Origin of the sequence: Inquilinus sp. YAF38 (assembly GCF_052113205.1) — a bacterium.
Taxonomy (GTDB): domain Bacteria; phylum Pseudomonadota; class Alphaproteobacteria; order DSM-16000; family Inquilinaceae; genus Inquilinus.
Genome location: NZ_JBFRCU010000065.1, coordinates 17307 through 43295, shown reverse-complemented (window position 1 = coordinate 43295; position 25989 = coordinate 17307). Strand labels below are relative to the sequence as shown.

Annotated in this window: 26 protein-coding genes and 2 riboswitches; of the genes, 15 read left to right on the top strand and 11 right to left on the bottom strand. The window is 68.8% G+C overall.

Annotation, left to right across the window (positions count from 1 at the left end):
* From AB4Z01_RS24945 to AB4Z01_RS24935, 3 genes are all read left to right on the top strand, one after another.
* A partial coding sequence (locus AB4Z01_RS24945) for an efflux RND transporter periplasmic adaptor subunit (RefSeq protein ID WP_441698554.1) occupies positions 1-1058 on the top strand: 1058 nt, incomplete at its 5' end.
* Between the two features lie 2 nt (positions 1059-1060).
* Complete coding sequence (locus tag AB4Z01_RS24940; protein ID WP_441698553.1) at positions 1061-4195, top strand: multidrug efflux RND transporter permease subunit; 3135 nt, start codon at positions 1061-1063, stop codon at positions 4193-4195.
* A 71-nt stretch (positions 4196-4266) separates the two neighbouring features.
* Complete coding sequence (locus tag AB4Z01_RS24935) at positions 4267-4812, top strand: hypothetical protein (RefSeq protein ID WP_441698552.1); 546 nt, start codon at positions 4267-4269, stop codon at positions 4810-4812.
* 16 nt (positions 4813-4828) lie between these two features.
* Here AB4Z01_RS24935 and AB4Z01_RS24930 read toward each other — a convergent pair whose 3' ends face one another.
* The 4 genes from AB4Z01_RS24930 to ispH all read right to left on the bottom strand — a co-directional run bounded on the left by AB4Z01_RS24930 (position 4829) and on the right by ispH (position 7632).
* Positions 4829-5242, bottom strand: a complete 414-nt coding sequence (locus AB4Z01_RS24930) for a type II toxin-antitoxin system VapC family toxin (protein WP_441698551.1) — start codon at positions 5240-5242, stop codon at positions 4829-4831.
* Positions 5239-5499 (bottom strand): AbrB/MazE/SpoVT family DNA-binding domain-containing protein, encoded by a 261-nt coding sequence (locus tag AB4Z01_RS24925; protein ID WP_441698550.1) that lies wholly within the window; start codon positions 5497-5499, stop codon positions 5239-5241. Before AB4Z01_RS24925 ends, AB4Z01_RS24930 begins: the two co-directional genes overlap by 4 nt.
* Positions 5500-5578: 79 nt before the next feature.
* A complete protein-coding gene (locus AB4Z01_RS24920) occupies positions 5579-6643 on the bottom strand; it encodes a lysine-2,3-aminomutase-like protein (RefSeq protein ID WP_441698549.1) in 1065 nt (354 codons plus the stop codon).
* Positions 6644-6645: 2 nt separating this feature from the next.
* Positions 6646-7632, bottom strand: coding sequence for a 4-hydroxy-3-methylbut-2-enyl diphosphate reductase (ispH, locus tag AB4Z01_RS24915; RefSeq protein WP_441698548.1), 987 nt, complete (start codon positions 7630-7632; stop codon positions 6646-6648).
* A gap of 152 nt (positions 7633-7784) precedes the next feature.
* On the opposite strand from ispH, the gene AB4Z01_RS24910 reads away from it, so the two are divergent.
* The 6 genes from AB4Z01_RS24910 to AB4Z01_RS24885 all read left to right on the top strand — a co-directional run bounded on the left by AB4Z01_RS24910 (position 7785) and on the right by AB4Z01_RS24885 (position 13703).
* A complete protein-coding gene (locus tag AB4Z01_RS24910) occupies positions 7785-8387 on the top strand; it encodes a hypothetical protein (protein ID WP_441698547.1) in 603 nt (200 codons plus the stop codon).
* A 92-nt stretch (positions 8388-8479) separates the two neighbouring features.
* Positions 8480-8579: riboswitch (glycine riboswitch) on the top strand.
* Between the two features lies 1 nt (position 8580).
* Positions 8581-8676, top strand: a riboswitch (glycine riboswitch).
* 58 nt (positions 8677-8734) lie between these two features.
* Positions 8735-9853, top strand: a complete 1119-nt coding sequence (gene gcvT / locus AB4Z01_RS24905) for a glycine cleavage system aminomethyltransferase GcvT (RefSeq protein WP_441698546.1) — start codon at positions 8735-8737, stop codon at positions 9851-9853.
* A 21-nt stretch (positions 9854-9874) separates the two neighbouring features.
* Positions 9875-10252 carry a glycine cleavage system protein GcvH gene (gcvH, locus tag AB4Z01_RS24900; protein WP_441698545.1) on the top strand — a complete coding sequence of 126 codons (378 nt, stop codon included), beginning with the start codon at positions 9875-9877 and terminating at the stop codon, positions 10250-10252.
* The gene (gene gcvPA, locus AB4Z01_RS24895; protein WP_441698558.1) at positions 10252-11598 is read left to right on the top strand and encodes an aminomethyl-transferring glycine dehydrogenase subunit GcvPA; all 1347 of its coding nucleotides are present in this window, start codon (positions 10252-10254) and stop codon (positions 11596-11598) included. The genes gcvH and gcvPA overlap by 1 nt, the downstream gene beginning before the upstream one ends.
* Entirely contained in the window at positions 11598-13124 is a 1527-nt protein-coding gene (gcvPB, locus tag AB4Z01_RS24890; protein WP_441698544.1) for an aminomethyl-transferring glycine dehydrogenase subunit GcvPB, read from the top strand. Before gcvPA ends, gcvPB begins: the two co-directional genes overlap by 1 nt.
* A 189-nt stretch (positions 13125-13313) precedes the next feature.
* Entirely contained in the window at positions 13314-13703 is a 390-nt protein-coding gene (locus AB4Z01_RS24885) for a Rid family detoxifying hydrolase (protein ID WP_441698543.1), read from the top strand.
* A gap of 118 nt (positions 13704-13821) precedes the next feature.
* On the opposite strand, the gene AB4Z01_RS24880 is transcribed toward AB4Z01_RS24885, so the two are convergent.
* On the bottom strand, positions 13822-14343 hold the full coding sequence (locus tag AB4Z01_RS24880; protein ID WP_441698542.1) for a hypothetical protein: 522 nt from the start codon (positions 14341-14343) through the stop codon (positions 13822-13824).
* Positions 14340-14855 carry a hypothetical protein gene (locus AB4Z01_RS24875; RefSeq protein ID WP_441698541.1) on the bottom strand — a complete coding sequence of 172 codons (516 nt, stop codon included), beginning with the start codon at positions 14853-14855 and terminating at the stop codon, positions 14340-14342. Before AB4Z01_RS24875 ends, AB4Z01_RS24880 begins: the two co-directional genes overlap by 4 nt.
* Before the next feature lie 204 nt (positions 14856-15059).
* Here AB4Z01_RS24875 and corA point away from each other — a divergent pair, with 204 nt between their 5' ends.
* From corA to AB4Z01_RS24860, 3 genes are all read left to right on the top strand, one after another.
* Positions 15060-16019, top strand: a complete 960-nt coding sequence (gene corA / locus AB4Z01_RS24870) for a magnesium/cobalt transporter CorA (protein ID WP_441698557.1) — start codon at positions 15060-15062, stop codon at positions 16017-16019.
* A 60-nt stretch (positions 16020-16079) separates the two neighbouring features.
* Complete coding sequence (locus tag AB4Z01_RS24865) at positions 16080-16808, top strand: tRNA-uridine aminocarboxypropyltransferase (RefSeq protein ID WP_441698540.1); 729 nt, start codon at positions 16080-16082, stop codon at positions 16806-16808.
* A 174-nt stretch (positions 16809-16982) separates the two neighbouring features.
* Complete coding sequence (locus tag AB4Z01_RS24860; RefSeq protein WP_441698539.1) at positions 16983-17219, top strand: hypothetical protein; 237 nt, start codon at positions 16983-16985, stop codon at positions 17217-17219.
* Between the two features lie 94 nt (positions 17220-17313).
* On the opposite strand, the gene AB4Z01_RS24855 is transcribed toward AB4Z01_RS24860, so the two are convergent.
* From AB4Z01_RS24855 to AB4Z01_RS24845, 3 genes are all read right to left on the bottom strand, one after another.
* Positions 17314-17787 (bottom strand): SMI1/KNR4 family protein, encoded by a 474-nt coding sequence (locus tag AB4Z01_RS24855; RefSeq protein ID WP_441698538.1) that lies wholly within the window; start codon positions 17785-17787, stop codon positions 17314-17316.
* On the bottom strand, positions 17784-17864 hold the full coding sequence (locus AB4Z01_RS24850; RefSeq protein ID WP_441698556.1) for an HNH endonuclease: 81 nt from the start codon (positions 17862-17864) through the stop codon (positions 17784-17786). Before AB4Z01_RS24850 ends, AB4Z01_RS24855 begins: the two co-directional genes overlap by 4 nt.
* A gap of 506 nt (positions 17865-18370) precedes the next feature.
* Positions 18371-19795: a DHA2 family efflux MFS transporter permease subunit gene (locus AB4Z01_RS24845; RefSeq protein ID WP_441698537.1), complete on the bottom strand. Its 1425-nt coding sequence runs from the start codon at positions 19793-19795 to the stop codon at positions 18371-18373.
* A gap of 205 nt (positions 19796-20000) precedes the next feature.
* On the opposite strand from AB4Z01_RS24845, the gene AB4Z01_RS24840 reads away from it, so the two are divergent.
* A complete protein-coding gene (locus tag AB4Z01_RS24840; protein ID WP_441698536.1) occupies positions 20001-20639 on the top strand; it encodes a TetR/AcrR family transcriptional regulator C-terminal domain-containing protein in 639 nt (212 codons plus the stop codon).
* 53 nt (positions 20640-20692) lie between these two features.
* On the opposite strand, the gene AB4Z01_RS24835 is transcribed toward AB4Z01_RS24840, so the two are convergent.
* Both AB4Z01_RS24835 and AB4Z01_RS24830 read right to left on the bottom strand, forming a co-directional pair.
* Positions 20693-22885, bottom strand: a complete 2193-nt coding sequence (locus AB4Z01_RS24835) for a hypothetical protein (RefSeq protein ID WP_441698535.1) — start codon at positions 22883-22885, stop codon at positions 20693-20695.
* Positions 22886-23415: 530 nt separating this feature from the next.
* Entirely contained in the window at positions 23416-24039 is a 624-nt protein-coding gene (locus tag AB4Z01_RS24830; protein WP_441698534.1) for a TetR/AcrR family transcriptional regulator, read from the bottom strand.
* 132 nt (positions 24040-24171) lie between these two features.
* On the opposite strand from AB4Z01_RS24830, the gene AB4Z01_RS24825 reads away from it, so the two are divergent.
* Together AB4Z01_RS24825 and AB4Z01_RS24820 are read left to right on the top strand one after the other, a co-directional pair.
* Positions 24172-25203 (top strand): aldo/keto reductase, encoded by a 1032-nt coding sequence (locus AB4Z01_RS24825; RefSeq protein WP_441698533.1) that lies wholly within the window; start codon positions 24172-24174, stop codon positions 25201-25203.
* A 23-nt stretch (positions 25204-25226) separates the two neighbouring features.
* A complete protein-coding gene (locus tag AB4Z01_RS24820; protein WP_441698532.1) occupies positions 25227-25985 on the top strand; it encodes an SDR family NAD(P)-dependent oxidoreductase in 759 nt (252 codons plus the stop codon).
* Positions 25986-25989 lie beyond the last annotated feature (4 nt).

The following is a 25989-nucleotide window of genomic DNA, read 5'->3' as shown; positions in this document are numbered from 1 at the left end:
CCTCGGCCGCGCCCGAAGCCGCCGCGCCGCCGGCGGTGCCGGTCGAGGCGGCGGCGGCGCAGCGTCGCGACGTCCCGGTCTATCTCACCGGCCTCGGCACCATTCAGGCGCTGAACACGGTGACGGTGAAGAGCCGGGTCGACGGCGAGCTGCAGACCGTGTCCTTCCAGGAAGGCCAGCATGTGAATGCCGGCCAGGTGCTGGCGCAGATCGACCCGCGGCCGTTCCAGGCGGCGCTTGACCAGGCCAAGGCGACCAAGGCCAAGGACGAGGCCCAGCTGGCCAACGCCCAGCTCGACCTGACGCGCTTCCAGAACCTGCATCAATACGCGACGGCGCAGAGCGTCGACACCCAGAAGGCGCTGATCGCGCAGTTGCAGGCGCAGATCGAGGGCGACCAGGCGACGATCGACAACGCCGCCACCCAGCTCAGCTACACCACCATCACCTCGCCGCTGAACGGCCGCACCGGCATCCGCCTGCTCGACCAGGGCAACATCGTCCACGCCACCGACACGACTGGCCTGGTGGTGATCACCCAGCTGCACCCGATCACGGCGATCTTCACCCTGCCGGAGGAGAACCTGCCGGAGATCTCGGCGGCGATGGCCAAGGGCCCGCTCACGGTCTTCGCCGACACCCGCGGCGACGACAAGCCGCTGGACCAGGGCACGCTGCAACTGGTCGACAACCAGATCGACCAGGCCACCGGCACGATCCGGCTGAAGGCGACCTTCCCGAACAAGACCGACCAGCTGTGGCCCGGCCAGTTCGTCGATGTCCGGCTGCTGCTGCGCACCGAGCAGAACGTGGTCACCGTGCCCTCCACCGCGATCCAGCGCGGACCGGACGGGCTCTATGTCTACGCCGTGAAGCCGGACGGCACGGTCGAGCTGCGGCCGGTCGGCATCGGCCAGATCACCGACGGCACCGCCGTGGTCGAGACCGGGCTCGACGCCGGCGCCAGCGTCGTCACCGCCGGCCAGTACCGGCTGCAGCCGGGCAGCCGGGTGCAGACTCGTCAAACCGGCGCCACCCCCAGCCAGCCGAGCGCCTGACCATGAGCATCTCGGCCCCCTTCATCCGCAAGCCGATCGCCACCTCGCTGCTCATGGCCGGGGTGCTGCTGGTCGGCCTGGTCGCCTATCCGCTGCTGCCGGTGGCGCCGCTGCCGCAGGTGGACTTTCCGACCATCCAGATCTCGGCCCAGCTGCCCGGCGCCGACCCGACCACCATGGCCTCGTCGGTGACGGCACCACTGGAGCGGCAGTTCGCCGAAATCCCCGGCGTGTCGCAGATGACCTCCAGCAGCACGCTCGGCAACAGCTCGATCACGCTGCAATTCGACCTCGACCGCAACATTGACGCGGCGGCGGGCGACGTGCAGACCGCGATCAACGCCGCCGGCGGCCAGCTGCCGAAGGACCTGCCGTCGCCGCCGACCTACCGCAAGGTCAACCCGGCCGACGCGCCCATTCTGGTGATCGCGGCCCGGTCCGACACGCTGCCGCTGACCGCGGTCGACGATTACGCCGAGAACGTGCTGAGCCAGAACATCAGCCAGGTGCCGGGCGTCGCCCAGGTCAGCATCGGCGGCCAGCAGAAGCCATCGGTGCGGGTGCAGGTCGACCCGCAGAAGCTGGCGGCGCTGGGCATCGGGCTGGAGGATGTGCGTGGCGTCATCGCCGACGCCACCGCCGACAGCCCGAAGGGCAGCATCGACGGCGCGACGCGGACCTTCACCATCTACGACAACGACCAGGAGCTGAAGGCCGAGCCCTGGAACGACGTCATCATCGCCTACAAGAACGGCGCGCCGGTCCGCATCCGCGACATCGGCCAGGCGGTCGAGGGGCCGGAGAACACCAAGCTGGCGGCCTGGTCCGGCGGCCAGCGCGCGGTGCTGCTGATCGTGTTCAAGCAGCCCGGCGCCAACGTCATCGACGTGGTCGACCATGTGAAGGCGCTGCTGCCGCAGCTGCAGGCGGCGATCCCGCCCGCGGTCAAGGTCGATATCCTCAGCGACCGCACCACCACCATCCGCGCCTCGGTCAGCGACGTGCAGTTCACCCTGCTGCTGACCATCTGCCTGGTGGTGATGGTGATCTTCGTGTTCCTGCGCAACTTCTGGGCCACGGCGATCCCAAGCGTGACCGTGCCGCTGGCGCTGGTCGGCACGCTGGCGCTGATGTACGCCTTCGGCTACAGCCTGGACAACCTGTCGCTGATGGGCCTCAGCATCGCGGTCGGCTTCGTCGTCGACGACGCCATCGTCATGCTGGAGAACATCCACCGCCACATCGAGGCGGGGCTGTCGCCGGTGCAGGCGGCGCTGAAGGGCGCCGGCGAGATCGGCTTCACCATCTTCTCGATCAGCCTGTCGCTGGTCGCCGTGTTCATCCCGCTCTTGCTGATGGGCGGCATCGTCGGCCGGGTGTTCCGGGAATTCGCCGTCACCGTGTCCATGACCATCCTGGTCTCGGCGATCGTGTCACTGACGCTGACCCCCGTGATGTGCGCGAAGTTCATGAAGCACGACACCGGCAAGCACGGCCGCCTGTACCGGCTGTCGGAGCGGGGCTTCGACCTGCTGCTGGCGGGCTACCGCCGGTCACTCGACGCAGCACTCAAGCACCGCCGCATCACGCTGATGGTGTTCCTGGCGACCATCGCCGCCACCGCCTACCTCTTCGTCATCATCCCCAAGGGCTTTTTCCCGCAGCAGGACACCGGCTTGATCCTCGGCACCTCGGAGGCGGCGCAGGACATCTCCTTCGCCGAGATGAGCCGCAAGCAGGTGGAGCTCGGCAAGATCGTCGCCGCCGACCCGGACGTCGCCACCCTCGCCATGGCGCTCGGCTCCAGTGGCGGCCAGACGCTGAACAACGGCCGTCTGTTCATCACCCTGAAGCCGCGCGACCAGCGCCAGGCCTCGGCCAGTCAGATCATCGACCGGCTGCGGCCGCAACTGGCCAAGGTCGAGGGCGCGGCGCTGTTCCTGCAGCCGGCCCAGGACATCAACATCGGCGGCCGGGCGACCCGCACGCTGTACCAATACACGCTGCAGGACGCCAACATCGACGAGCTGAACCAGTGGGCGCCCAGGATCTACGACAAGCTGAAGACCCTGCCGCAGCTGCGCGACGTCGCCACCGACGAGCAGACCGGCGGCACCACCCTGACTCTGGACATCGACCGCGACGCCGCCGCCCGCTACGGCATCCAGCCGCAGCTGATCGACGACACGCTCTACGACGCCTTCGGCCAGCGCCAGGCGGCGCAGTACTTCACCCAGGTCAACAGCTACCATGTGGTGCTGGAGGTGCTGCCGCAGCTGCAGGACAAGCCCTCGGCGATCGACCGGATCTACATCAAGTCGCCGCTGACCGGGGAGCAGGTGCCGATCAGCGCGCTGGCGCATTGGACCACGCGGCCGACGGCCTTCCTGTCGATCAACCACCAGGGCCAGTTCCCGGCGGTGACGCTGAGCTTCAATCTGGCGCCGGGCATCGCGTTGGGCGATGCGGTCACGGTGATCCAGCAGGCCGAGCAGGAGATGGGGGTGCCCGCCTCGCTGACCGGCGCCTTCCAGGGCAACGCCCAGGCCTTCCAGTCCTCGCTGGCCAGCGAGCCCTACCTGGTCGCCGCGGCCTTGATTGTGATCTACATCATCCTCGGCGTGCTGTATGAGAGCTACATCCACCCGCTGACGATCCTGTCGACCCTGCCTTCGGCCGGCGCCGGCGCGCTGGTGATGCTGATGCTGTTCGGCTTCGACTTCAGCGTCATCGCGCTGATCGGCGTCATCCTCTTGATCGGCATCGTCAAGAAGAACGGCATCATGATGGTCGACTTCGCCATCCAGGCCGAGCGCGACCAGGGGCTCACCCCGTACGACGCGATCCGCCAAGCCTGCCTCATGCGCTTCCGCCCGATCATGATGACGACGATGGCGGCGCTGCTGGGCGGCCTGCCGCTGATGCTGGGCTCCGGCACCGGGTCGGAGCTGCGCCAGCCGCTGGGCTACGCCATGGTCGGCGGCCTGATCCTGAGTCAGGCCCTGACCCTGTACACGACGCCGGTGGTGTACCTGTATCTCGACAAGCTGCGGGTGTGGCTGGCCAGCCGCCGGTCGCAGGCCAACACCATGGCGCCGCATTTGGCCCCCGAGGCCGCGCCGTCGGCGGGGGAGTGAGGCCGGCGGGCTGGAGTACGGCCGCGCCTTCCTGATACGCTGCCTGCGGGGCTGAACCGGGGGGTCATGCCATGCCGCTGCGAGACATCGCCCGCCTTCTGGTCAAGATCGCCGGGCTGGTCGTCATCGTCTCCGCCGTGATCGATCTGCCGGTCCTGCTGGCGCGTTCCCTGCCCGTCCAGGAGCCGATGACCGCCCGCGACGTCGTCACCATGGCGCTCGTGCCGCCGGCCATCGCGGCCCTGATCGGCATCGTCATGTTCTGGGGCGCGGGACGGATCGTCGATCGCCTGCTGGTCGAACCGGCCGCGCCCGGCCAGGGCACCGGCCTCGACCTCAGGGCCATCGAGGAGATCGCGATCGCGGCGCTCGGCCTGTACTTCGTGGCGACCGCGATCGCCGATGCCTTCTACTATTGGGGCAAGGCCGCGCTGTACTACCGCGTCGTGACCGAGAACGGTTACCCCATTCCACCGATCACGCCGGACGATTTCGCCGGCTTCGTCTCCACCGCCGCGCGGCTGGCGATCGGCGTGGTGCTGGTCCTGCTCAGCCGCGGCATCGTGGCGGTCCGCCGGCGGCTGCTGTCGCTCCGCCCCATCACCGGCCAGGAGTGACCGGGATTGCCCCGCGTCAGCAGGTCAGGAGTTGCAGCCCGATCGCAGTTGCAGCCTTGACCAGATCCCTGTCGCGGGTTGCCAGCGGTCGTACCCGACGCACGGCCAGCTCGAGATAGGCCGCATCGTACAGCGTCAGGTCATGAGCGATCGCCAGATGGCGCGTCCCACTCCAGGCCTGTGCATCCGTGTCACCATCGATGGAGATGGGAAGCCGGGAGAGGCGAGACAGGCAGCGATCGGCGTAGCCGGGATCGCATCGGCCACGGCGAACGGCGTTGCGCAGCACATTCGCCACCTCCAGCCGCCACAACGAGGGCACCAAAGCCCCTTCGGCGACGACGCGGCGCAGCACCAGCCGGGACTCAGCCGCCCGCTCATCGGCGAACAGCCAGCCGACAGCCATCGACGCGTCGAGGACGATGCTCATCCGCGGCGACCGTCTTCGATCAGCTCCCGGATGGTGGCGTCGCCGAGTGAATGATGCCCGCTCTCGGCGATGATTTCCTCGGCCGCCGCCTCGGCGTCGGCCAGGGCATGCGCGGCGGGGCGGCGGATCAGGATATCGCCGTCATGCGCCTCGATCTCGACCCGTTCTCCGTCACTCAGACCGGTAGCCTTCGCGACGTCATGGGGAACCCGAATCGCAAGATTCCATCCCCATTTCCCGACCGTTGCCCGCGCCATGTCAATCCATCCATCACCGAAGATATCCCAGGATATCTCAGATCAGGAGAACTTGCACGCAACCCCCGGCGCTTCGGCGTCAGCCCTTCGGCGGATAGGCGTGGCGGTTGCCGGTCGGGTCCTCGACGGTCCAGCCTTCGGCGTCGGAGCCGTCGAGGTAGCCCGGCCCGACCGGCACCTTGCCGCGGCCGCCCGGGATGTCGAGCACATAGGTCGGCTGGGCCAGGCCGGACAGCCGGCCGCGCAGCGCCTTCATCACCCGGCGGCCATCCTCGATGCCGGTGCGGAACTGCGCCGTGCCGGGGGCGAGGTCGCCGTGATGCAGGTAGTAGGGCTTGATCCGCAGCCGCACGAAATCGCGGAACAGCTGCTCCAGCACCGCCGGGTCGTCGTTGACGCCGCGCAGCAGCACGGTCTGCGACACCAGGGCCACGCCGGCATCGGCCAGGCGGCGGATCGCATCGCGCGCCGCCGGGGTCAGCTCGCGCGGATGGTTGCTGTGGATGGCGAGCCAGACGGCGCTGTCCTGCGCCTTGAGCGCCGCCACCAGCTCGGGCGTCACCCGCTCCGGCTCCACCACCGGCACCCGGCTGTGCAGCCGGACCACGCCAAGATGCGGGATGGCGTCGAGCCGCGCCACCACATCGGCCAGGCGGCGCGGCGCCAGCATCAACGGGTCGCCGCCGGTCAGGATCGCCTCCCACACCTGTGGCCGGGCGCGGATGTAGTCGATCGCGGCCGCGACATCGGCCTCGCCCATCGCCTCGCCGCCCGGCCCGACCATCTCGCGCCGGAAGCAGAAGCGGCAATAGACCGGGCAGGCGTGCAGCAGCTTCAGCAGCACCCGGTCCGGATAGCGGTGGACCAGCCCCGGGATCGGGCTGTGGGCGCCGTCGCCGATCGGGTCGGCCAGTTCCTCGGGCCGGGTCTCCAGCTCGGCCGCGTCGGGCACGAATTGCCGCGCGATCGGGTCGTGCGGATCGGCGGGGTCGACCAGATCCGCCATCGCCGGCGTCACCGCGATGGCGTAGCGCGCCGCCACGGCGTGCAGCTCCGGGAGCCGCTCATGCCCGGCCAGACCGGCCTCGACCAACGCCTCGGGCGTCCGCAGACGTTGCGGACTCAGATGTCCATCTTTCGGCATGATCAGGCGGGGCTGAGCTCGCGCGGCAGCTTGAAGGTGATGGTCTCGACCGTGGTCGGCTCGGACTGGATGGTGACGGCGTAGCGCTTGTGCAGCTCGCCCATCACCTCCTCGACCAGCACCTCGGGCGCCGAGGCGCCGGCGGTGATGCCGAGCGTCGCGATGCCGTCGAACCAGGACCAGTCGAGATCCGCCGCGCGCTGCACCAGCATCGCTTTGTCGCAGCCGGCCCGGCGCGCCACCTCGACCAGCCGCACCGAGTTGGAGGAGTTCGGCGCTCCGATCACCAGCACCGCGTCGCAATGCGGGGCGATCACCTTGATCGCCTCCTGCCGATTGGTGGTGGCGTAGCAGATGTCCTGCTTGTTCGGTGCCGAGATGGTCGGGAACCTGGCCTTCAGCGCGTCGACGATCGCGACCGTGTCGTCCAGCGACAGCGTGGTCTGGGTGGCGAAGGCGAGGTTCTCGGCATCGTCGACCTCCAGCGTCGCCACGTCGTCGACCGATTCGACCAGCCGCACCGCGCCGGGCGGCAGCTGGCCCATGGTGCCGATCACCTCCGGGTGGCCGGCATGGCCGATCAGGATCACGGTGTGGCCGGTGCGGTAGTGCCGCTCGGCCTCGCGATGCACCTTGCTGACCAGCGGGCAGGTGGCGTCGAGATAGAGGAGCTTGCGCCGCTCCGCCTCCGCCGGCACCGATTTCGGCACGCCATGGGCGGAGAACACGACCGGCGCGTCGTTCGGCACCTCGTCCAGCTCCTCGACGAAGATCGCGCCCTTGGCCTCCAGCGTCTCGACCACGAAGCGGTTGTGCACGATCTCGTGCCGGACATAGACCGGGGCGCCGTATTTCTCGATCGCCCGCTCGACGATCTGGATGGCGCGGTCGACGCCGGCGCAGAACCCGCGCGGCGAGGCCAGCATCACCGTCAAGGACGGCAGCGCGTCCCGCGCATCCGCGCCTGCGCTTGTGCCAGCCTGTGCCATTTCCTATGGTCCTGAACCCGTTGTTGAAGGAGAGGGCGATGCCCGCCGAACTGTTGCGTCGCGACCCTAATATAGGTGCTCTCCCAAGAAAAGCGCGGTACGGCGTCTCAGGGGGTCTCGGGTCGAGACGACTCTGGGCCGGCACCTCCCTCTTGCTGCTGGCAGGACTATCAGCCTGTGGTGGCGAGAATGCGGCGCAGCGGGCCGGGCTGCGCTGCCCGCAGATTGTGATCCCGCAGGAGGCCGCGGTCTACGACCTGGTGCGCAACAACAGCACCAATCCGAAGGACGTGCTGGTCGAGGCCCGGATCACCAACACCCGCGGCGACTGCACCTATGGCGACAACGCCGTGACCATGGACGTGAACGTCGAGTTCACCGCCTGGCGCGGCCCGGCCGCCTGGCTGGAGAAGGACGTCCCGGTGCAGTATTTCGTCGCGGTCACCGACGCCCAGGACCGGATCCTGAACAAGGCCACCTTCGACGTGAAGATCCCGGTGCCCCGGCTGCAGGTCACCCCGCGCGAGACGATCCAGGAGCCGCTGGAGCAGGTGATCCCGGTCTCCAGCCCGGCCGAGGGCGGCTCGTACAAGGTGATGATCGGCTTCCAGCTGACGCCGCAGCAGCTCGAGTTCAACAAGCACCGCAACGATCCGCGGACGCCCGGCGCCGCCGCCCAGGCCGCCGGCCGCCGCACCATCGCCCCGGTGGTGCCCGACCCGCGCGATCCGAGCACGAGCGGCCCGCCGCAGTGACGGCGCCGGTGACGATGACGGAACGATAAAGGTCGCGGATTGACTTTTTCGGCGCGCCGGACGAGTGTCCGGCCAGCGCATTGATACGGCCTACGACCCTGGCGGGAGAGACTGGAACCGCGTGACCGCGGAACCGGCGCCGAAGGAGCAAACGCCCCGGAAACTCTCAGGCCAAAGGACCGTCAGGGTGAGGCACTCTGGAGAGCAGGCAGTGGCGTCCGCCGCTGTCTCACCGATGGGGTAAGCCGGACAGGGTTCCCGGCGATTCTCTCAGGTCCCAGACAGAGGGGGTGGCGCGCGGGAATCGTCCCGCACGCCCACCTTTTGTCTGCGAGGACCGGGACACCGTGACCGATACCCCCCTGCTGCGCACGCCGCTCTACGACCTTCACGTGGAGCTCGGCGGCAAGATGGTCCCCTTCGCCGGCTACGAGATGCCGGTGCAGTACCCGGCCGGCGTCCTCAAGGAACATCTGCACACCCGCGCCGAGGCCGGGCTGTTCGACGTCAGCCATATGGGCCAGGCCTGGCTGGAGGCCGCGCCGGGCGAGGACGCGGCGGCGCTGATCGAGACGCTGCTGCCGGGCGACATCGCCGCCCTGGCGCCGGGCCGCATCCGCTACTCCCTGCTGCTGAACGACGACGGCGGCATCCTCGACGACCTGATGGTCACCCGCACGCCCGACCCGGCACGGCTGTTCCTGGTGGTCAATGCCGCCTGCAAGGACGCCGATTTCGCCCATATCGCGGCAAAGCTGGCCGGCCGCGCCAAGCTTACCCGGCTGGACGACCGTGCCCTGATCGCGCTGCAGGGGCCGAAGGCGGCCGCGGTGCTGGCCCGCCACGCCTTCGGCGCCGATGACCTGGCCTTCATGGAAACCGGCACCTTCGCCCTCGACCGGGTCGAATGCATGATCAGCCGATCCGGCTACACCGGCGAGGACGGGTTCGAGATCTCGGTCCCGGCCGAGGAGGCGGAGCGCATCGCCCGCCTGCTGCTCTCGGAGCCCGAGGTGGCGCCGATCGGCCTGGGCGCCCGCGATTCGCTGCGGCTCGAGGCGGGCCTGTGCCTCTACGGCCACGACATCGACACCACAACGACTCCGGTCGAGGCCGGCCTGTCCTGGACCCTCGGCAAGCGCCGCCGCGCCGAGGCCAACTTCCCCGGTGCCGAGCGCATCCTGAAGCAGTTGGCCGAAGGCCCGGCGCGGAAGCGGGTCGGCGTCAAGCCGGACGGCCGTGCGCCGGCGCGGGAGGGCACGCCGATCCTGGCGGCCGACGGCCGCGAGATCGGCCGGGTCACCTCGGGCGGCTACGGTCCCTCGATCGCCGGCCCGGTCGCCATGGGATACGTCGAGGCCGGCTTCGCCGCGCCCGGCACCCCACTCACCCTCCTGATCCGCGACAAGGCGCATCCGGCGACGGTCGTCGCCCTGCCCTTCGTCGCCCCCAACTTCCACCGCTGATCGAACAGGGAGACCAGCATCATGAGCACGCTTCGATTCACCCAGGACCACGAATGGATCCGCGTCGAGGGCGACACCGCCACCGTCGGCATCACCGAATTTGCGGCGAAGCAGCTGGGCGACGTCGTCTTCGTCGAGCTGCCCGAGGTTGGCCGGACGTTCGAGCGCAGCGAGGCGTTCGGAACGGTCGAATCGGTCAAGGCGGTAAGCGAGCTCTACGCCCCGGCAGCCGGCACGGTGGCCGCGGTCAACGAGGAGCTCAGCTCAAACCCGGAGCTGGTCAACGAGGATCCGACCGGCGAGGGCTGGTTCATCAAGCTGAAGCCGTTCGATTCCAGCGCTCTTGGCGAGCTGATGGACCAGGCCGCCTACGACGCCTTCCTCAAGGATGCCGAATGATGCGTTACCTGCCCCTGACCGATTCCAACCGCCGCGAGATGATCGCGGCTGTCGGCGCCGGTTCGGTCGACGAGCTGTTCCGCGACGTGCCGCAGAGCGCGCGGCTGCCAGGGCCCCTGACCGAGCTGCCGCCGCACCAGGGCGAGCTGGAGGTCGAGCGCGCGCTCGGCGCCATGGCGGCGAAGAACGTGCCGGCCGGGTCGGTGCCCTTCTTCTGTGGCGCCGGCGCCTATCGCCACCACGTCCCGGCCACGGTCGACTATCTGATCCAGCGCGGCGAGTTCCTGACCAGCTACACACCGTACCAGCCCGAGGTCACCCAGGGCACGCTGCAGTACCTGTTCGAGTTCCAGACCCAGGTCGCCCTGCTGACCGGGATGGAGGTCGCCAACGCCTCGATGTATGACGGGTCCACCGCCTGCGCCGAGGCCATCATGATGGCGAACCGGGTCACCCGGCGCCGCCGTGCGGTGATCTCCGGCGGTCTGCACCCGCAGTATCGCGACGTCTGCCGCACCCATGCCGACTTCACCGGCTTCACCTTGGACGAGGCTGTGCCCTGCCCCGACGGGGTCGAGGACCTGGCCAGCCGGATCGACGACACGACCTCCTGCGTCGTGGTCCAGAACCCGTCGGTGTTCGGCCATGTCCACGACCTGTCGGCCCTGGCCGAGGCCTGCCACGCCAAGGGCGCGCTGCTGGTCGTGGCGGTCACCGAGGTGGTGTCGCTGGGCCTGATGACCCCGCCGGGCGAGATGGGCGCCGACATCGTGGTCTGCGAGGGCCAGTCGATCGGCAATTCGCTGAACTTCGGCGGCCCCTATGTCGGCCTGTTCGCCACCCGCGAGAAGTTCCTGCGCCAGATGCCGGGCCGGCTGTGCGGCCAGACCGTCGACGCCGAGGGCAAGCGCGGCTATGTGCTGACCCTGTCGACCCGCGAGCAGCACATCAAGCGCGAGAAGGCGACCAGCAACATCTGCACCAACAGCGGATTGTGCGCCCTGGCCTTCACCATCCACCTGTCGCTGCTGGGCGAGGCCGGGTTCACCAGGCTGGCGCGGATCAACCACGCCAAGGCCGTGACCCTGGCGGCCAAGCTGGCCAAGGTGCCGGGCGTGGCGGTGCTGAACGACAGCTTCTTCAACGAGATCACCATCCGCCTGCCGAAGCCGGCCGAGCCGGTGATCGACGCGCTGGCCAAGCGGCGCATCCTGGGCGGCGTGCCGGTCAGCCGGATCTACGCCAACCGCCCGGCCCTGGCCGACCTCCTTCTGGTGGCGGCGACCGAGACCAACACCGAGGCCGATATCGACGCGCTGTGCGCCGGCCTGTCGGAGGTGCTGTGATGACTGTAGCCGACACCTTCACCGGCAACCGCGGCCTCGACATCGAGGAAGCGCTGATCTTCGAGCAGGACAGCCCCGGCCATTGCGGCGTCGACCTGCCGGAGCCTGCGGCCGCCGAGCTGCGGCTGGGCGGGGTGAAGCCGCGCGCCGGGGTCGGCCTGCCCGGCTTGGCCGAGCCGACGGTGATGCGCCACTACACCCGCCTGTCGCGGATGAACATGGCGATCGACACCGCGCTGTACCCGCTCGGCTCCTGCACCATGAAGCACAATCCGCGGCTGAACGAGCGGATGGCCCGGCTGCCCGGCTTCGCCGACATCCACCCGCTGCAGCCGGTCGCGACCGTGCAGGGCGCGCTGGAGCTGATCGACACCCTGGCGCATTGGCTGAAGACGCTGACCAACATGCCGGCCGTGGCCCTGTCCCCGGCCGCGGGCGCGCATGGCGAGCTGTGCGGCATGATGGCGATCCACGCCGCCCAGGAGGCCCGCGGCGAGGGCCATCGCCGGCGGGTGCTGGTGCCGGAATCGGCACATGGCACCAACCCGGCGACGGCGGCGGCGATCGGCTACACGGTCGACGCCATCCCGGCGACGGCGGACGGCCATGTCGACCTCGCCGCGCTGAAGGCCAAGCTGGGACCGGACGTGGCGGCGATCATGCTGACCAATCCGAACACCTGCGGCCTGTTCGAGCGCGACATCGTCGAGATCGCCCGGGTGGTGCACGAGGCCGGCGCCTTCTTCTACTGCGACGGCGCCAACTTCAACGCCATCGTCGGCCGGGTGCGTCCGGGCGACCTGGGCGTCGACGCCATGCACATCAACCTGCACAAGACCTTCTCCACCCCGCATGGCGGCGGCGGCCCGGGCTCCGGCCCGGTGGTGCTGTCGGCGGCGCTGGCACCCTACGCCCCGATCTCGGCCGTGGTGCACGACGCCGACGGCTTCCGCGTCGCCGAGCATGTCGGCCGCCCGGGCGCACCGCAGCACAGCTTCGGCCGGCTGAAGGCGTTCCACGGCCAGATGGGCATGTTCGTCCGCGCCCTCGCCTACATGATGAGCCATGGCGCCGACGGGCTGTGGCAGGTGGCCAGCGACGCCGTGCTGAACGCCAACTACGTGCAGGCCCGGTTGAAGGACGTGCTGACCCCGGCCTTCGCCAACGGCTATTGCATGCACGAGGCGCTGTTCGACGACCGGGCGCTGAAGGACACCGGCGTGACCACGCTCGACATCGCCAAGGCGATGATCGACGAGGGGTTCCACCCGATGACCATGTATTTCCCGCTGGTGGTGCACGGCGCCATGCTGATCGAGCCGACCGAAACCGAAAGCAAGGCGACGCTGGACCAGTTCATCGGCATGATGCGGTCGCTGGTGGAGAAGGCCAAGTCCGGCCAGGCGGAGTGGTTCAAGGGTGCGCCTTACCATGCCCCGCGCCGGCGCCTGGACGAGACCGGCGCGGCCCGCAAGCCGGTGCTGCGCTGGAAGCCCGAAGCGCCGCTGGCCCAGGCGGCGGAGTAGGAACCGGAACCCGGCCCTTCGCTTCGGCGGGGGGCCGGGCTTCTGCGCGGCCGGGCAAGGTTCCGGCCGGCCGCCGTCGCGAAATCTTGCCGGCATCGCAATCCCTCTTCCAACCACCGGCCCGTCGCGGCATCATCGCCTCGCGCCGCTTGGCGCGGCACACGCCTGAGGGGGCGAGATGGGGGTGCGATGGCACGCAAGGCTGTGACGAGTGCGCAGGCGCAGGCCATCGGCCCCTATTCGCACGGCGTGGTGGGACGCAGCGACCTGCTCTTCCTCTCCGGCCAGACCCCGATCGATCCCGCCACCGGCCGCCTGATCGAGGGAGACGCCGCCGCCCAGACCGAGCAGTGCCTGGCCAATCTGGGCCATGTGCTTGAAGCGGCGGACCTGGATTTCGACGCAGTGGTGAAGGTCAATGTGTTCCTGACCGACATGGCCGATTTCGCCGCCATGAACGCGGTCTATGAGCGCCATTTCCGGGCCCCCTACCCGGCCCGCTCGACCATCGGCGTCGCCGCCCTGCCGCTCGGCGCCCAAGTCGAGATCGAGATGATCGCGGCCATGCCGCGGGAATGAGGCGGCCTTTCAGCTCCGTCGCCATTTGCCGTCGTCGCGATGGCGATCCAGCGGCTCGATCTCTGGATGGCCACGCCCCTCCGGGGCTCGCCATGACAACTCTTGCCTGGCCAGAGCTCTATTGCAGAGACCCCCAGCGCTCGACCGCCGGCTCGGCCGAGGCCCATTTCCAGGTCTCCCCCTGGCGGCAGATGCTGCCGACATAGATCCCTCGCGTCGCCTTGGCGCCCTCGCCCTCCTCGATCGTGACCAGGATCTCCTTGCAGCTGGCCAGCGGCGTCTCGATCAGACGGGTGACCTGGACCGCGCCGTTCTCGTCGGCATAGCCGAAGGGCAGGTCGTGCTCGACCCGCCACAGCCGGGTCTCGCCTTCCCCCATCCCGCCGGCGACGCCGGCGATCACGTCCTGCTCGTCCTTGTGCAGGTCGCGCATCACATATTTCACCCCCGCGGCGACCGCGGCCCGGGTGCCCATGCCGACGCTGTAGCCGACCACCGGATTGGCGGTGATGGCGCCGACCGTGCCGCCGGTGGCGATGCCGCTGACATCCGCCACCATGCTGCAGCCGGCCAGCGGCAGCAGCACGGGGAGCAGGCCCCAGGGGAGACGGCGCCGCCGCCCCCTCACTGCCCCCGTCACTGCAACGCTCCCCACCGCTCCGTCGCCGGCTCGGCCGAGGCCCATTTCCAGGTCTCGCCGTTCTGGCAGATGACGGCGACGTAGAAAGCCTTGTCTTTCCCGTCCTCGACCGAGAACACGATCTCCTTGCAGGCAAGAGGCGGCGCGCCGATCAGCCGGCTGACGGTGACCTCGCCCTGGGCGTCCGCCTCGATCGGCACGTCGTGCGCAACGTCCCAGCGCACCACCTGGCCGACCGCCAGCGGGCCGGCGGCCGCGGCGATCCGGTCCTGTTCGGCCTGATGCACCTTGCGCTCGCCATACTGCAGCCCGGCGCTGGCGACGGAGCGCACGCCGAGGCCGATGCTGGTCGCCACCAGGGCGTTCTTGGTGACCGCCGTGGCCGCCGCCGCGCCACCGACGCCGGCAAGATCCGCCGTGCCCTCATGCAGCAGAGAGCTGCAGCCGCCGAGCCCCAGCGCTGAAACCAGAAGGAGAGCCGCGATCGACTGTCTGCACAGTCTGGCAGGCATTGCATCGTCTTGAGCCACGGTCTTCGGCAGGTCGGGCCGAATTGCGAATCACCGTAACATCAACCTGTTACAAATGTCGATGAAGGTGGAATCTCAATTGCTTCCAGATTCGGGAGCATGGCCAGCCGCGGCCCGGCTGGCGGCGCCGCGGCGCCGTGCTATCGTGCGGCCGGCGCCGGACATCGGAGGAACGCCTTGGGTCGTGTGATTGCCGCCGTCGCCTATGCCGAGGGCCGACGGGTCGCCGAGATCGCCCTGTCGGAGGGCAAGAGTTGGTCGCAGAAGCCCGGCCATGTCGTCTGGATCGGCATCCACGAGCCGGAGGAGGCCGAGTTGCGCGACGTGGCGCAACAGTTCGGACTGCATCCGCTGGCGATCGAGGACGCGCTGAACGCGCATCAGCGGCCGAAGCTGGAGACCTATGGTGACGCCCTGTTCGTGGTGCTGCGCACCGCCCACCGGGTGAAGGACCATACCGAGTTCGGCGAGACCCATCTCTTCGTCGGCCCCGGCTACGTCATCGCGGTGCGGCACGGCCCCTCCTCCTACATCAAGGTGCGGGAACGGGCGGAGGCCAACCCCGCGCTGCTGAAGCACGGCGAGGATTTCATCCTCTATTCGATCCTGGACTTCGTGGTCGACAACTACACCCCGGTGGTGGAGGCGATCGAGGCCGAGGTGACGGCGCTGGAGCAGCGGGTGCTGAGGGTGCCGCTGACCGCGTCCGACATCGAACGCATCCACGCGCTGCGCCGCGAGCTGATGGTGATCCGCCGCACCGTCACCCCCACCGCCGAGGTGTGCAAGCAGTTGGAGCACACCGGCTCGGAATGCATCGACGAGGCGATGCACCCCTATTTCCGCGACGTCGCCGACCATGTGAAGCGGGTCAGCGACCACATCGACGCGCTGCGCGAGATCGTCACCCACACCTTCGAGGCCGGGCTGCTGCTGGAATCCTCGCGCCAGAACCAGGTGCAGCGGAAATTCGCCGCCTGGGCCGCGATCCTGGCAGTGCCCACCGCGATCGCCGGCATCTACGGCATGAATTTCGACAACATGCCGGAGCTGCGCCTGCCCTACGGTTATTACATCGTGCTGGGCGGGATCGTCTGCCTCTGCGGCTTCCTGTACTGGCGCTTCAAACGCTGGGGCTGGCTGTAGCCGGCCCGGCGCGATCGATCCCCGCTTGCCAGCGCCCCGGGACTGCGGTTCAACACCGGGATGACCGATCCCATCGAGACCGACGACACCGCCCCCGAGCCCGCGGCGCCGGATGCCGAGTGCCCGCGCTGCCTGAAGCCGGTGGCGCTGTGCGTCTGCGACACGGTGGTGCCGATCAAGAACCGGATCGGCCTGCTGATCCTGCAGCACCCGCAGGAGCAGGCGAAGGAGCTGGGCACCGCCCGGCTGACCGCGCTGCACCTGACCGACGCCGTGTTCAAGATCGGGCTGTCCTGGCCCAGCCTGACCGCGGCGCTGGGCCGGCCAGCCGATCCGAAGCGCTGGGCCGTGCTGTATCTCGGCTCGATGCGCCCGGAGGATTTCCCGCCGGGCCGCGAGCTGGTGGTGCTGGACAGGAAGGGCGCGCCGCTGCCCGAGCAGGAGGCGGCGCTGGACGAGATCGAAGGCGTGGTGGTGCTGGACGGCACCTGGAGCCAGGCCAAGACGCTGTGGTGGCGCAACGCCTGGATGCTGAAGGGACGGCGCATCGCGCTGAAGCCGCAGCGCCCGTCGCTGTACGGCAAGCTGCGGCGCGAGCCGCGGCACGAGGCGCTGTCGACGCTGGAATCCTCGGCCTTCCTGCTGAGCCGGCTGGAGGGGCGGCCGGAGATCGAGACCGCCCTCCTCGCCAGCTTCGCCCGGATGCTCGACCGCTACCGCGCCACCCAGCCAGCGCGGCCGCCCCGGGCGGATGGTCCGCGGCCCGACCGCCGCGGCCGGGCTCGTTAGTAGGGCTTCCCGAGATCCGATTTGCGTGATTCAGGGGTGGTCGGCGTCGTGGAGGGCCGGCCATGGACGAGAACTGGAAAGCCGATCTGGGGCGCTAGCTTACGCCCTTTCTCGATGCTCTGCGCCACAAGGTGCGGGCACGAATGTGCCCAGCCTATGTGGCAAGGCTGATCGGTGCTGGCGATCGCAAGAGCATCCAACAGATGGCAGCGCGCGATGGCGGCGTCCCCCCAATTGTCTCTCGACCTCGTCGCCGGTCATACCGATTCTGATGCCATTGACCTCGCCCTCGAACGCGCTGTCGAACTCCACGCTATCGACCATCGTGCCATCGCGGCTGAAAATGACGGCGATGCCCAGACCAGCGAACTCCTGAAATGGAATAGGGTGTCCTTAAAGGCGCGATCATAGTCCATGGGTCGTTGGCCGGTGCCGATCGCTTGCTCATATTGCGCCGCGGTCATTCCTCGTCGGACCTTGCCAAGCATCTCGAGCGTCGCGCCACTCACGCCTCAGCTTCCTTGAGCGCCCGGATGAAGGTAGCGAAGTCATCGGCGACGCGTGTCATATTAGGGAAGTCGGCGATGGCGGACCCGCCGTCCGGCGGCTCGCGTTCGTGGTCCCAGAAGAATATGGCCCCGTTTCTGTCCTGCTCGACGCTAAGCAGGAACAGGTTACCGCCGGGATCATCCGCGATCGGCAGGGTCTGTACCGGTATCCGGTCCATGCTGCGCAGATTGGCATATTCCCTGACGATGTCGTAACTGCCATCGACAGTCGAAAACATATAATTCAACACGGTCTCGGTGCCGAGCTCGGGTAGCGCGACGATGTCTGCCTGAAAGCTTCCGCCGTTACTTTGCGACAGGAAGTCGGCATAGCTCTGCGGGACTGGCGCACCGACCAGTTGTTCAAGCTTTGACAGGTCGCCAGCCGGGATCGGCTCGGCATGCGTCTGCATAAGCGGCAGGTAATTCACTGCGGCCCTCCGTGCGTGCCGGCGATACCGCCCGCATGGGTGAATTGGTTGTGGATGTCGCGCGGAACAAGCTGCATCATCAACCTGACCTGTCCCTAGTCCGCATTTCTCACATTGAGAGGGTGCATCGGGGCTTTGGATTTAAGAAAGTTGTTTTGCGAGAACGACTTATCTTGGATCAAAGGGGGCCCCCGATGCCGACAGAGTGTAGTTCAGATCGGTTTGGATTTGCACCCGTTGAAGGGCGTGCAGTGGTGGCCTCATTCGATGGCGGGGCGATCACGTCGGATGCCGGGGCGTTGTTGCTGGGAGCGGCGGATCGGGCGATCCGGCTGGTCGACCGGTTCGCTCAGTGCTTCCGGAGGGTGCCCCTACAAACACGAGTTCGGGCTCGCCCATGCCTTCCTGGACGCCGCTCGGCGCTGACGAACCAGACAGCGCATAGGCCACATCTTATCCGACACCACCGACACAGACGGCGGCGACCAGCCGTGACCGAAATCCCTGAACTCCGCCGCAAATCGGCCGACCAACCGGAAATACCTCCGCATTCACCCCCTGCGGACGCCTCAGACCAACCGGGTTAGCGCCGTTCGGCCCGCAACAGGGCCAGGGCAGGCAGCAGCGGCAGCGCCGCGACCAGCGCCAGGAGGGCGTGCGTGGCGTCGAAGGCGGCCAGCGCGCCCATCKGATAGGCCGGCCCCAGCGGCAGGAACAGGCCGAACAGCGCCACCGCCAGCGCCGCGCCGATCGAGGCGCCGGTGCGGTCGAGGATGTTCAGCAGCGGCACCCCGTCCGGCACCCGCTCCTTCGGCAGCGAGGCCAGGGCCACCGTCATCGCCGGCATGCCCGAGAGCACCATGCCGAAGCCGCGCACCGCCAGCACGGCGGAGAGCCAGAGATAGCTGGTGTGGGCCCCCAGGAACGCCAGCGGCACGGTGCCGAGCACGGTCAGGACGACGCCGGCCACCACCAGCCGGCCGCCGCCGAAGCGGTCGGCCAGCCGCCCGCTGAGCGGCATGGCCAGGGCGATGCCGAGATCCTGCGGCAGGATCAGGAGGCCGGTCATGAGCACCGTCTCGTGCCGCACCAGCAGGTAGTACAGCGGCAGCGCGATCTGCGCCCCGTACACGGTGAAGCCGCCGCACAGCAGGATCAGCCCGGCCGAGCCGAAGATGCGCTCGCGCAGCAGGCCGATGCGGATCAGCGGCGCCTCCATCCGCCGCGCCCGCAGCACGAAGCCGGCGATCAGGGCGAGGCCGAGCAGCAGTGCGCCATCCGCCGCCGCGGCGCCGAAGCCGCCAGCCTGGGCGATGGCGACGACGCCCCAGGTCATCAGCGGCAGGCCGAGGGTCATCAGCATCAGGCCGGGGATGTCGAGCCGGCCGGCTTCGCCCGCGGCGCCTGCCTCCACGTGCGGCAGCCATAGCCAGCCGGCCAGCAGCGCCGCGAAGCCGACCGGCACGTTGATCCAGAACAGCCAGGGCCAGCCCTGCCAAGCCAGCAGCGCACTGCCGACGGTGGAGCCGATCGCCGGGGCCAGCACCACGACGAGGCCCATCGTGCCCATCATCCGGCCCATCCGCCCAGGCCCGGCCGCCATGCCGAGCAGCATCTGCCCGACCGGCACCAGGAGGCCGCCGCACAGCCCCAGCAGCACCCGCGCCGCGATCAGCCGCCCGGCCGTGGCCGACAGGGCGCAGGCGACCGAGGCCAGGATGAACAGGGCCAGGCTGGCGAACCACAGCCGGGTCGGCCCGATCCGCCGCGCCGCCCAGGCGCTGACCGGGATCGAGGCGGCCAGGGCCAGCAGATAGCCGGTCGCCACCCATTGCATGGTGTCGAGCGACACGCCGAAGCCCTCGCCCATCGGCGTCAGGCCGATGTTCACGATCGAGGTGGTGAGCCGCGACAGGAAGCCGCCGCCGACCAGGATGGCGGCCTGGCGCCACAGCGCGGCCGGGATCCGCTCCAGCTTTTCCGCCACGGCCGGGGCGATGGAGACCATGATTGCGAGTCCTTATCGGTGATAAATTTATCACCGATAAGGAGCTAATCGTAGCTAGGATGTCAAGTGGGCAGGGAGGCGGTTCCGCTTCTCCTCTGCCGTCATCCCCGCGAAAGCGGGGATCTCGTCAAGGGCAGACCAACAAGAGATTCCCGCTTTCGCGGGAATGACGAAAAGGGGAAGGGACGGCAGTGGGACGCGGGCGATGAAGCTGCAGCGGGACGTGGTGATCCGGACGGCGCTGGATCTGCTGGACGAGGTCGGCATCGACGGGCTGAGCACCCGCCGCCTGGCCGAGCGGCTGGGCGTGCAGTCCCCCGCCCTGTACTGGCACTTCAGGAACAAGCGCGCCCTCCTGGACACCATGGCCAAAGCGATGATGGTCGAGGCCGGGATGGATCAGCCGGTCGACCCCGGCACCGAATGGCGGGACTGGATCGCCGAAGATGCGCGCCGATTCCGGCGGGGGTTGCTGGCGCGCCGCGACGGCGCCCGGCTGCACGCCGGCACCCGGCCGGAGCCGGAAGAATTCGCCGTGGTCGAATCCGAGACGGCCTTGCTGTGCGCGGCGGGCCTCAGCCCGGCCGATGCGCTGCGCGCCGAGATCGCGATCGGCCGCTACGTGGTGGGCTGGGTGCTGGAGGAGCAGGCCGATGCCGCCGACGCCGGCGAGCGCGAAGGCGAGCGCATGGCCGCCGCGGAGCTGGCCGCCTATCCGCTGCTGGCCGAGGGCATGGCGGCGGTGCGCGACGCCGACCCGGATGCGGCGTTCGACTATGGCCTCGGCCTGCTGCTCGACGGCATCGCGGCGAAACTGGCGCTTGTTCGCGGCAGCGCGGCGTGATGCGCCGGAAGGGCTCCCCGCCGAAGCGGAGAGCCCCTGGCCAAGCTCAGATCCTAGGCCACGCCGCCCCGGCTCAGGGTGAAGGCCTCGAAATCGGCGCTGTCGAGATACTGCAGCCGGCTCCAGCCGTCGGTCGCCATCGCCGCGACGTATTCGGCCGAGGCGAAGGCGGCGACGTTGCAGCCGCCGGGCAGGCAGCCGGGCGGCAGGTTGGCGTCCATCAGCCCCTGCGCGCTCTGCACCGTGCTGTGGTTGCCGACCAGCCCGACCGGCCCGGAGGTCGAGAACACCACCTCGTCGACCCGCTTGGTGACGACGCTGTAGCTGGCGAAGCCGTTCTTGTGCTTCGCCCGCCATGGCAGCGTGACCATGTCGCCCGGGGTGAAGCCGAGCACGCCGCAGCACGGGTCGGCCGAGGCCGCGCCGATGGTCGGGGCGTCGATCTCGGCATAGGTCGGGTTGTTGTCGACATGCACCGTCACGACCATGGCGTTGCCGTCGACCAGGCCGAGCGGCGCAGCATCGACCGTGGTGATCGTGCCGGCCAGGTTGTCGACATCCGGCACGAAGTAGCGAATGCCGAGTGCCGCGATGTCGACCGGGTTGCCGGCAGTGTCGAACAGCTCGAGCCGGATCTCGAACTTGCCGGACTGGTCGATGCCGACCTCCGCGCCATTCGCATTGTAGGTGATGCCCGGCGACGGCAGCGTGGTATCGAACACGCCGTTCTGGTAGTCGATCGGCGCGATCACCGGACCCCAGACGCCCTGAGGCGGCAGGGAGGGCGGGATCTCGAACAGGTTCGCCACCGGCGCGTCCGGCGGCGACAGCGGCCCCAGCTTGTAGAGCGAGCTGACCGGCTGCCCGCCGCCGCCGTCATAGGTGTAGTGGCGGCCGACGTCGCCGATCATCTGGATCCAGGGCACGGTGCCGGCGCGGCGCCAGAACAGGCGGTAGTACTTAACCCCCAGGGTCTCGCGCAGGCTGTTGTCGAACAGCAGCTGCGGCCTGAGCGTGCCGCCGAACGGCGCGCCGCCGCCGGTCAGGCCGCGATTGGCCGCGGTCGTGCCGCCCTGCAGCGCCTGCGAATTGCCGAAGATCGCGTTCATCGAGGTCTGGCCGATCGCGGTGAACAGCACCCAGTTGTCGCCGGCCACCACCGGCTCGCAGGGCGGGCAGGTGCGCGCCAGCGGATGGTGCGTGATCAGCGTGACCTCGCTGCCGCAAGCGTAGTTCCACCGCGTGTAGCAGGGCACCGGCGTCGGCCCGTAGATGACGATGTCCCACCACAGGAAGCGCTGCTTGACCTTGAAGTACAGGTCCGGCGTGTCGTGGTTGTGGCAGCCCTGGAAGAACAGGGTACGGAAGTGGCCGCAGTCGTCGGTGTGCGCCGTGGCCACCAGCTGCTTGGTGAAGAAGCCGGGGAACAGGATGCAGAAGATCGGCCGCAGCAGCAGTTCGTGATCCAGCAGGACGCGCTGGAAGTCGAGGTCGCTGGCCGTCCGCGCGGCAAAGCGCAGGGCGCTGGCCTGGTCCAGCCCGGCCAGGGCGGTGGCCGCCTCGGCATGGCTGTGGGCCATCTGCGGCGCGATCTCCGGGCTCAGCCGGCGCAGCATGGCGGCACCCTGGAACGGCGCCGGGTCCGGGCCGGGCGGGAACGGCCCGGGGAACGGGCCCGGCAGCGGATCCGGGATCGGATCGGGCAGCGGCACCGGGTGCAGGATGATGTCGCGCAGCCGGTCGAACACCAGCTTCGGCAGCTTCGGCAGGATCAACGGGAAGCGGTCGACCTCATAGACTTCGACCGTGGCGTTGCAGACCGGCAGGTCGATGCTTTGCCCGCCCAGCGAGGTGCGCTTCAGCACCGTGCCGCGGACCACGCACAGGCCGCGCAGCCAGCACAGGATGGTCTCGAGGCGGACCGGGATGTCGATTGCCAGGCGCTCGGCGCCGCGATCGACCCGCAGGTGGCGCTCGACCGCGCCGCGGCGCATCAGCTCGGCGACCGAGCGGTCCTGGTCCTCCAGCCGCGGGCCGACCAGCAGCCGGAGATTGGTGCCCTCGGCGCCGATCGGCACGCGCAGGGCGACCTCGCCCTTCCCGTCCAGCGGCTTCACATCCATCAGCTTGCCGCCCTGGGAAAAGGCATAGACGGCGAGCGACGCCTGGCGGGCACGCTCATCGTCGGGCAGGGCCACGCGGACGGTGACGCCCTGCTCCTTCGAGGGTTCGGGTCTCTTTGCCATAAAAGGCCTCCTGGGTGCGGAGAGCCAGCCTCCGCGATTGGGGGAGGCAGGTGCGGAACTGCGTCTGACTGCGCGCAAAGCCGGTGTCGCCCCGCCGCCAGCGGCGTGGATGTCCGGCCCGCAATTCGGTCTCGCATTGCCCAGGAGATATCGTGGCGGCAGATCCTTCGCCGCCACGCGTTTTCTTATGACTTTCAGTCAATCGGCGCAGTCGGAGAGCGCAGGCGCCTCTGCCGACTAGTGCATCAACAACATATCAAATTATGTAGTCCGATTTCTTGCGTTCTCTGAATATCAGAGCATTCCTTTTCTACCATTCAATTGCGGCTTTGTTGTGCCGAAATGGCGATCCCCATCCAGGAGAATGGCAGGAGTCTGAGAGGCGTCACGGGATGATCCGGCGCCGGCGCAGGTCGAGGAAGATGTCGATGAGCATGGCCCCGGTGTCGACCGTGTCGTGGAAGAAACCGGATGCGGCGGCGTTCGATTACGGCCTCGGCCTGCTGCTCGATGGCGGCGCGGCTTGCGGCTCAGGCTGGCATGTTCGCCGATCGGCTCGCACCGTGGCGAAGCCCGTCGACGAGGAGAGCGACCATGCGCTCCGCGCGCCCGGGCCCGGCATTGTGGGCCGACATGCACAGGCTCGCCACCGCGCCCAGAAGATCGTCCGCATCGACATCGGCGCGAACCTCGCCGGCGGTGGCGGCAGCCTCGAGAAGGGTGCGCAGGACGGGCCGGAGCCGCTGGTCGAAGTAGCCCGGCAAAGTGTCGAACGCCGGATCTCCCGAGTGCAGAGCCTTGGCGAGCCCGCGTTTGGCGGCGATGAAGGCCGCATATCGCTGCATCCAGCCGGCCAGGGCTCCGAAGGGCCCGCGCTCGGCCGACAGGATCGGCGCCGCATCGGCGCAGGCGTCGATTTCGCGACGGAAGACGGCTGCGATCAGGTCGGCTCGCTGCGGAAAGTGGCGGTAGACCGTGCCGACGCCGACGCCGGCCTTCTCGGCGATCTCCCGGATCGGAGCGTCCACGCCGGAGGTCGCGAACACCGCCAGGGCCGTCTGGAGCAAGGTATCGATGTTGCGCCGGGCGTCGGCGCGCACGCGCCGATCCGGGCGCTCCCGGCCTTCCCGATCGTCTTCCGCCTTGTCGCGCACCACACCCTCTTCGAGAAATGGCCTCTTGATAAACGGAACATCCCTCCGTATAAAGCGGACGGCTGTTCCGCTTACGCTTCATAGCGCAACCTGGCGGCATTGGCCATTCATCGATACAGACAGGAGATTGCCATGCAGTATCGCCCGCTGGGACGAACCGGCATCAAGGTCAGCCCATACTGCCTCGGCGCGATGATGTTCGGAGGCATCGGCAACCGCGATCACGACGACTGCGTCCGCATCATCCACAGGGCCCTGGATTTCGGCATCAACTTCATCGACACCGCCGACCGCTACAGCGCCGGTGACTCCGAGGAGATCGTCGGCAAGGCGCTCAAGGGCCGACGCGACCGCATCGTGCTCGCCACCAAGGTCCATGGGCCCATGGGCGACGATCCGAACCAGCAGGGCAACTCACGCCGCTGGATCATCGAGGCGGTGGAGCACTCGCTGCGCCGCCTCCAGACCGACCACATCGACCTCTACCAGATCCATCGCCCGGCGCCCGATACCGACATCGAGGAGACCCTCTCGGCGCTCACCGATCTGATGCGGGCCGGCAAGGTGCGTGCCATCGGATCCTCAACCTTCCCGGTCTCGGAGATCGTCGAGGCCCAGTGGGTCGCCGAACGCCGCGGTCTCGCCCGCTTCCGCACGGAGCAGCCGCCTTACTCGATCCTCGACCGGGGCATCGAGCGCGACGTGCTCCCCACCTGCGAACGCCATGGCATGGGCGTGATGGTCTGGAGCCCGCTGTCGAAAGGCATGCTCACCGGGCGCTACCGCAAGGGGCAGCCGATGCCGGACAGCCTGCGCGCCAGGGTCTTCCCCCAGCAGATGTCCGACGAGCGCAACCTCGATGCGGTCGAATTGCTGCTGCCGCTGGCGGCAGAGGCCGGCCTGTCCCTCACCCACATGGCGATGGCCTTCGTCATGGCCCATCGGGGCGTGACCTCGGCCATTCTCGGGCCGCGGACGATGCCGCAGATCGACGACCTGCTCGCCGGCGCCGAAGTTCGTCTCGGCGACGACATCCTCGACCGGATCGACGAGATCGTCCCGCCCGGGACCGATGTCGGGCCGAACGGCGCCGCCTATGTTCCGCCATCGATCCTGAAGGCCGATCTGCGTCGCCGGCCCGCCACCGAACGCGCCGCCGCATGAGTGAACCATCGAAGGAGATGATCATGCACGACAAGCGCGTGGCCCTGGTCACCGGGGCCAATCAGGGAGTCGGTCTCCAGGTCACCAGGGAGCTCGTGGCCAACGGCGTCACGGTGCTGGTCGGGTCGCGCGATTTCGCGCGCGGCGAGGTCGCGGCCCGGGAGATCGGGCCGGGCGCCATCGCGCTCCAGCTCGACGTGACGGATCCGGCTTCGATCGCCGCCGCGGCGGAGCGCATCCGCCAGGAGCTTGGCCGCCTCGACCTGCTGGTCCAGAACGCGGCGATCTCGAACACGAACAAGCGGCCCGGCCAGTCCGTCGAGGAATACGCAAGGTCGACCCGGCCGAGCACCGTGTCGCTCGATGAAATGCGTGCGGTGTGGGAGACCAACGTGTTCGGCGTCCTCGCCGTCTATCAGGCGATGCTGCCACTGTTGCGGGAATCCCCGGACGCCCGCATCGTCAACGTGTCGAGCGGCGTCGGCTCGCTGGCGATGAACGCGGACCCGGCCTTCCCCTATCGCGCGATCTTCGGCCCCGTGTACCCGGCGTCCAAGACCGCACTCAACGCCATCAGCCTGGCCATGATGATCGAGCTGGAGGGGACCGGGATCAAGGTCAACCTGGTCTCCCCCGCCTTCACCAGGACGAACCTCAACGGATATGCGGGCACGGAATCCGTCGAGGCGGGCTCCCGCGAGGTGGTGCGCGTTGCGCTGCTCGGTCCGGACGGCCAGTCGGGCACGTTCACGCGCTGGGAGAGCGCGACGATCCCGTGGTGATCGG

Bases quoted from the DNA above. Each gene is read 5' to 3' on its own strand.
- gcvPB (WP_441698544.1), top strand. From the start codon at position 11,598: ATGACTGTAGCCGACACCTTCACCGGCAACCGCGGCCTCGACATCGAG.
- AB4Z01_RS24920 (WP_441698549.1), bottom strand. From the start codon at position 6,643: ATGCCGAAAGATGGACATCTGAGTCCGCAACGTCTGCGGACGCCCGAG.
- AB4Z01_RS24865 (WP_441698540.1), top strand. From the start codon at position 16,080: ATGACCGATCCCATCGAGACCGACGACACCGCCCCCGAGCCCGCGGCG.
- AB4Z01_RS24930 (WP_441698551.1), bottom strand. From the start codon at position 5,242: ATGAGCATCGTCCTCGACGCGTCGATGGCTGTCGGCTGGCTGTTCGCC.
- AB4Z01_RS24840 (WP_441698536.1), top strand. From the start codon at position 20,001: ATGAAGCTGCAGCGGGACGTGGTGATCCGGACGGCGCTGGATCTGCTG.
- AB4Z01_RS24940 (WP_441698553.1), top strand. From the start codon at position 1,061: ATGAGCATCTCGGCCCCCTTCATCCGCAAGCCGATCGCCACCTCGCTG.
- AB4Z01_RS24935 (WP_441698552.1), top strand. From the start codon at position 4,267: ATGCCGCTGCGAGACATCGCCCGCCTTCTGGTCAAGATCGCCGGGCTG.
- AB4Z01_RS24835 (WP_441698535.1), bottom strand. From the start codon at position 22,885: ATGGCAAAGAGACCCGAACCCTCGAAGGAGCAGGGCGTCACCGTCCGC.
- gcvH (WP_441698545.1), top strand. From the start codon at position 9,875: ATGAGCACGCTTCGATTCACCCAGGACCACGAATGGATCCGCGTCGAG.
- gcvPA (WP_441698558.1), top strand. From the start codon at position 10,252: ATGCGTTACCTGCCCCTGACCGATTCCAACCGCCGCGAGATGATCGCG.
- AB4Z01_RS24875 (WP_441698541.1), bottom strand. From the start codon at position 14,855: ATGCCTGCCAGACTGTGCAGACAGTCGATCGCGGCTCTCCTTCTGGTT.
- AB4Z01_RS24850 (WP_441698556.1), bottom strand. From the start codon at position 17,864: ATGCAGCTTGTTCCGCGCGACATCCACAACCAATTCACCCATGCGGGC.
- AB4Z01_RS24820 (WP_441698532.1), top strand. From the start codon at position 25,227: ATGCACGACAAGCGCGTGGCCCTGGTCACCGGGGCCAATCAGGGAGTC.
- AB4Z01_RS24885 (WP_441698543.1), top strand. From the start codon at position 13,314: ATGGCACGCAAGGCTGTGACGAGTGCGCAGGCGCAGGCCATCGGCCCC.
- AB4Z01_RS24825 (WP_441698533.1), top strand. From the start codon at position 24,172: ATGCAGTATCGCCCGCTGGGACGAACCGGCATCAAGGTCAGCCCATAC.
- AB4Z01_RS24925 (WP_441698550.1), bottom strand. From the start codon at position 5,499: ATGGCGCGGGCAACGGTCGGGAAATGGGGATGGAATCTTGCGATTCGG.
- ispH (WP_441698548.1), bottom strand. From the start codon at position 7,632: ATGGCACAGGCTGGCACAAGCGCAGGCGCGGATGCGCGGGACGCGCTG.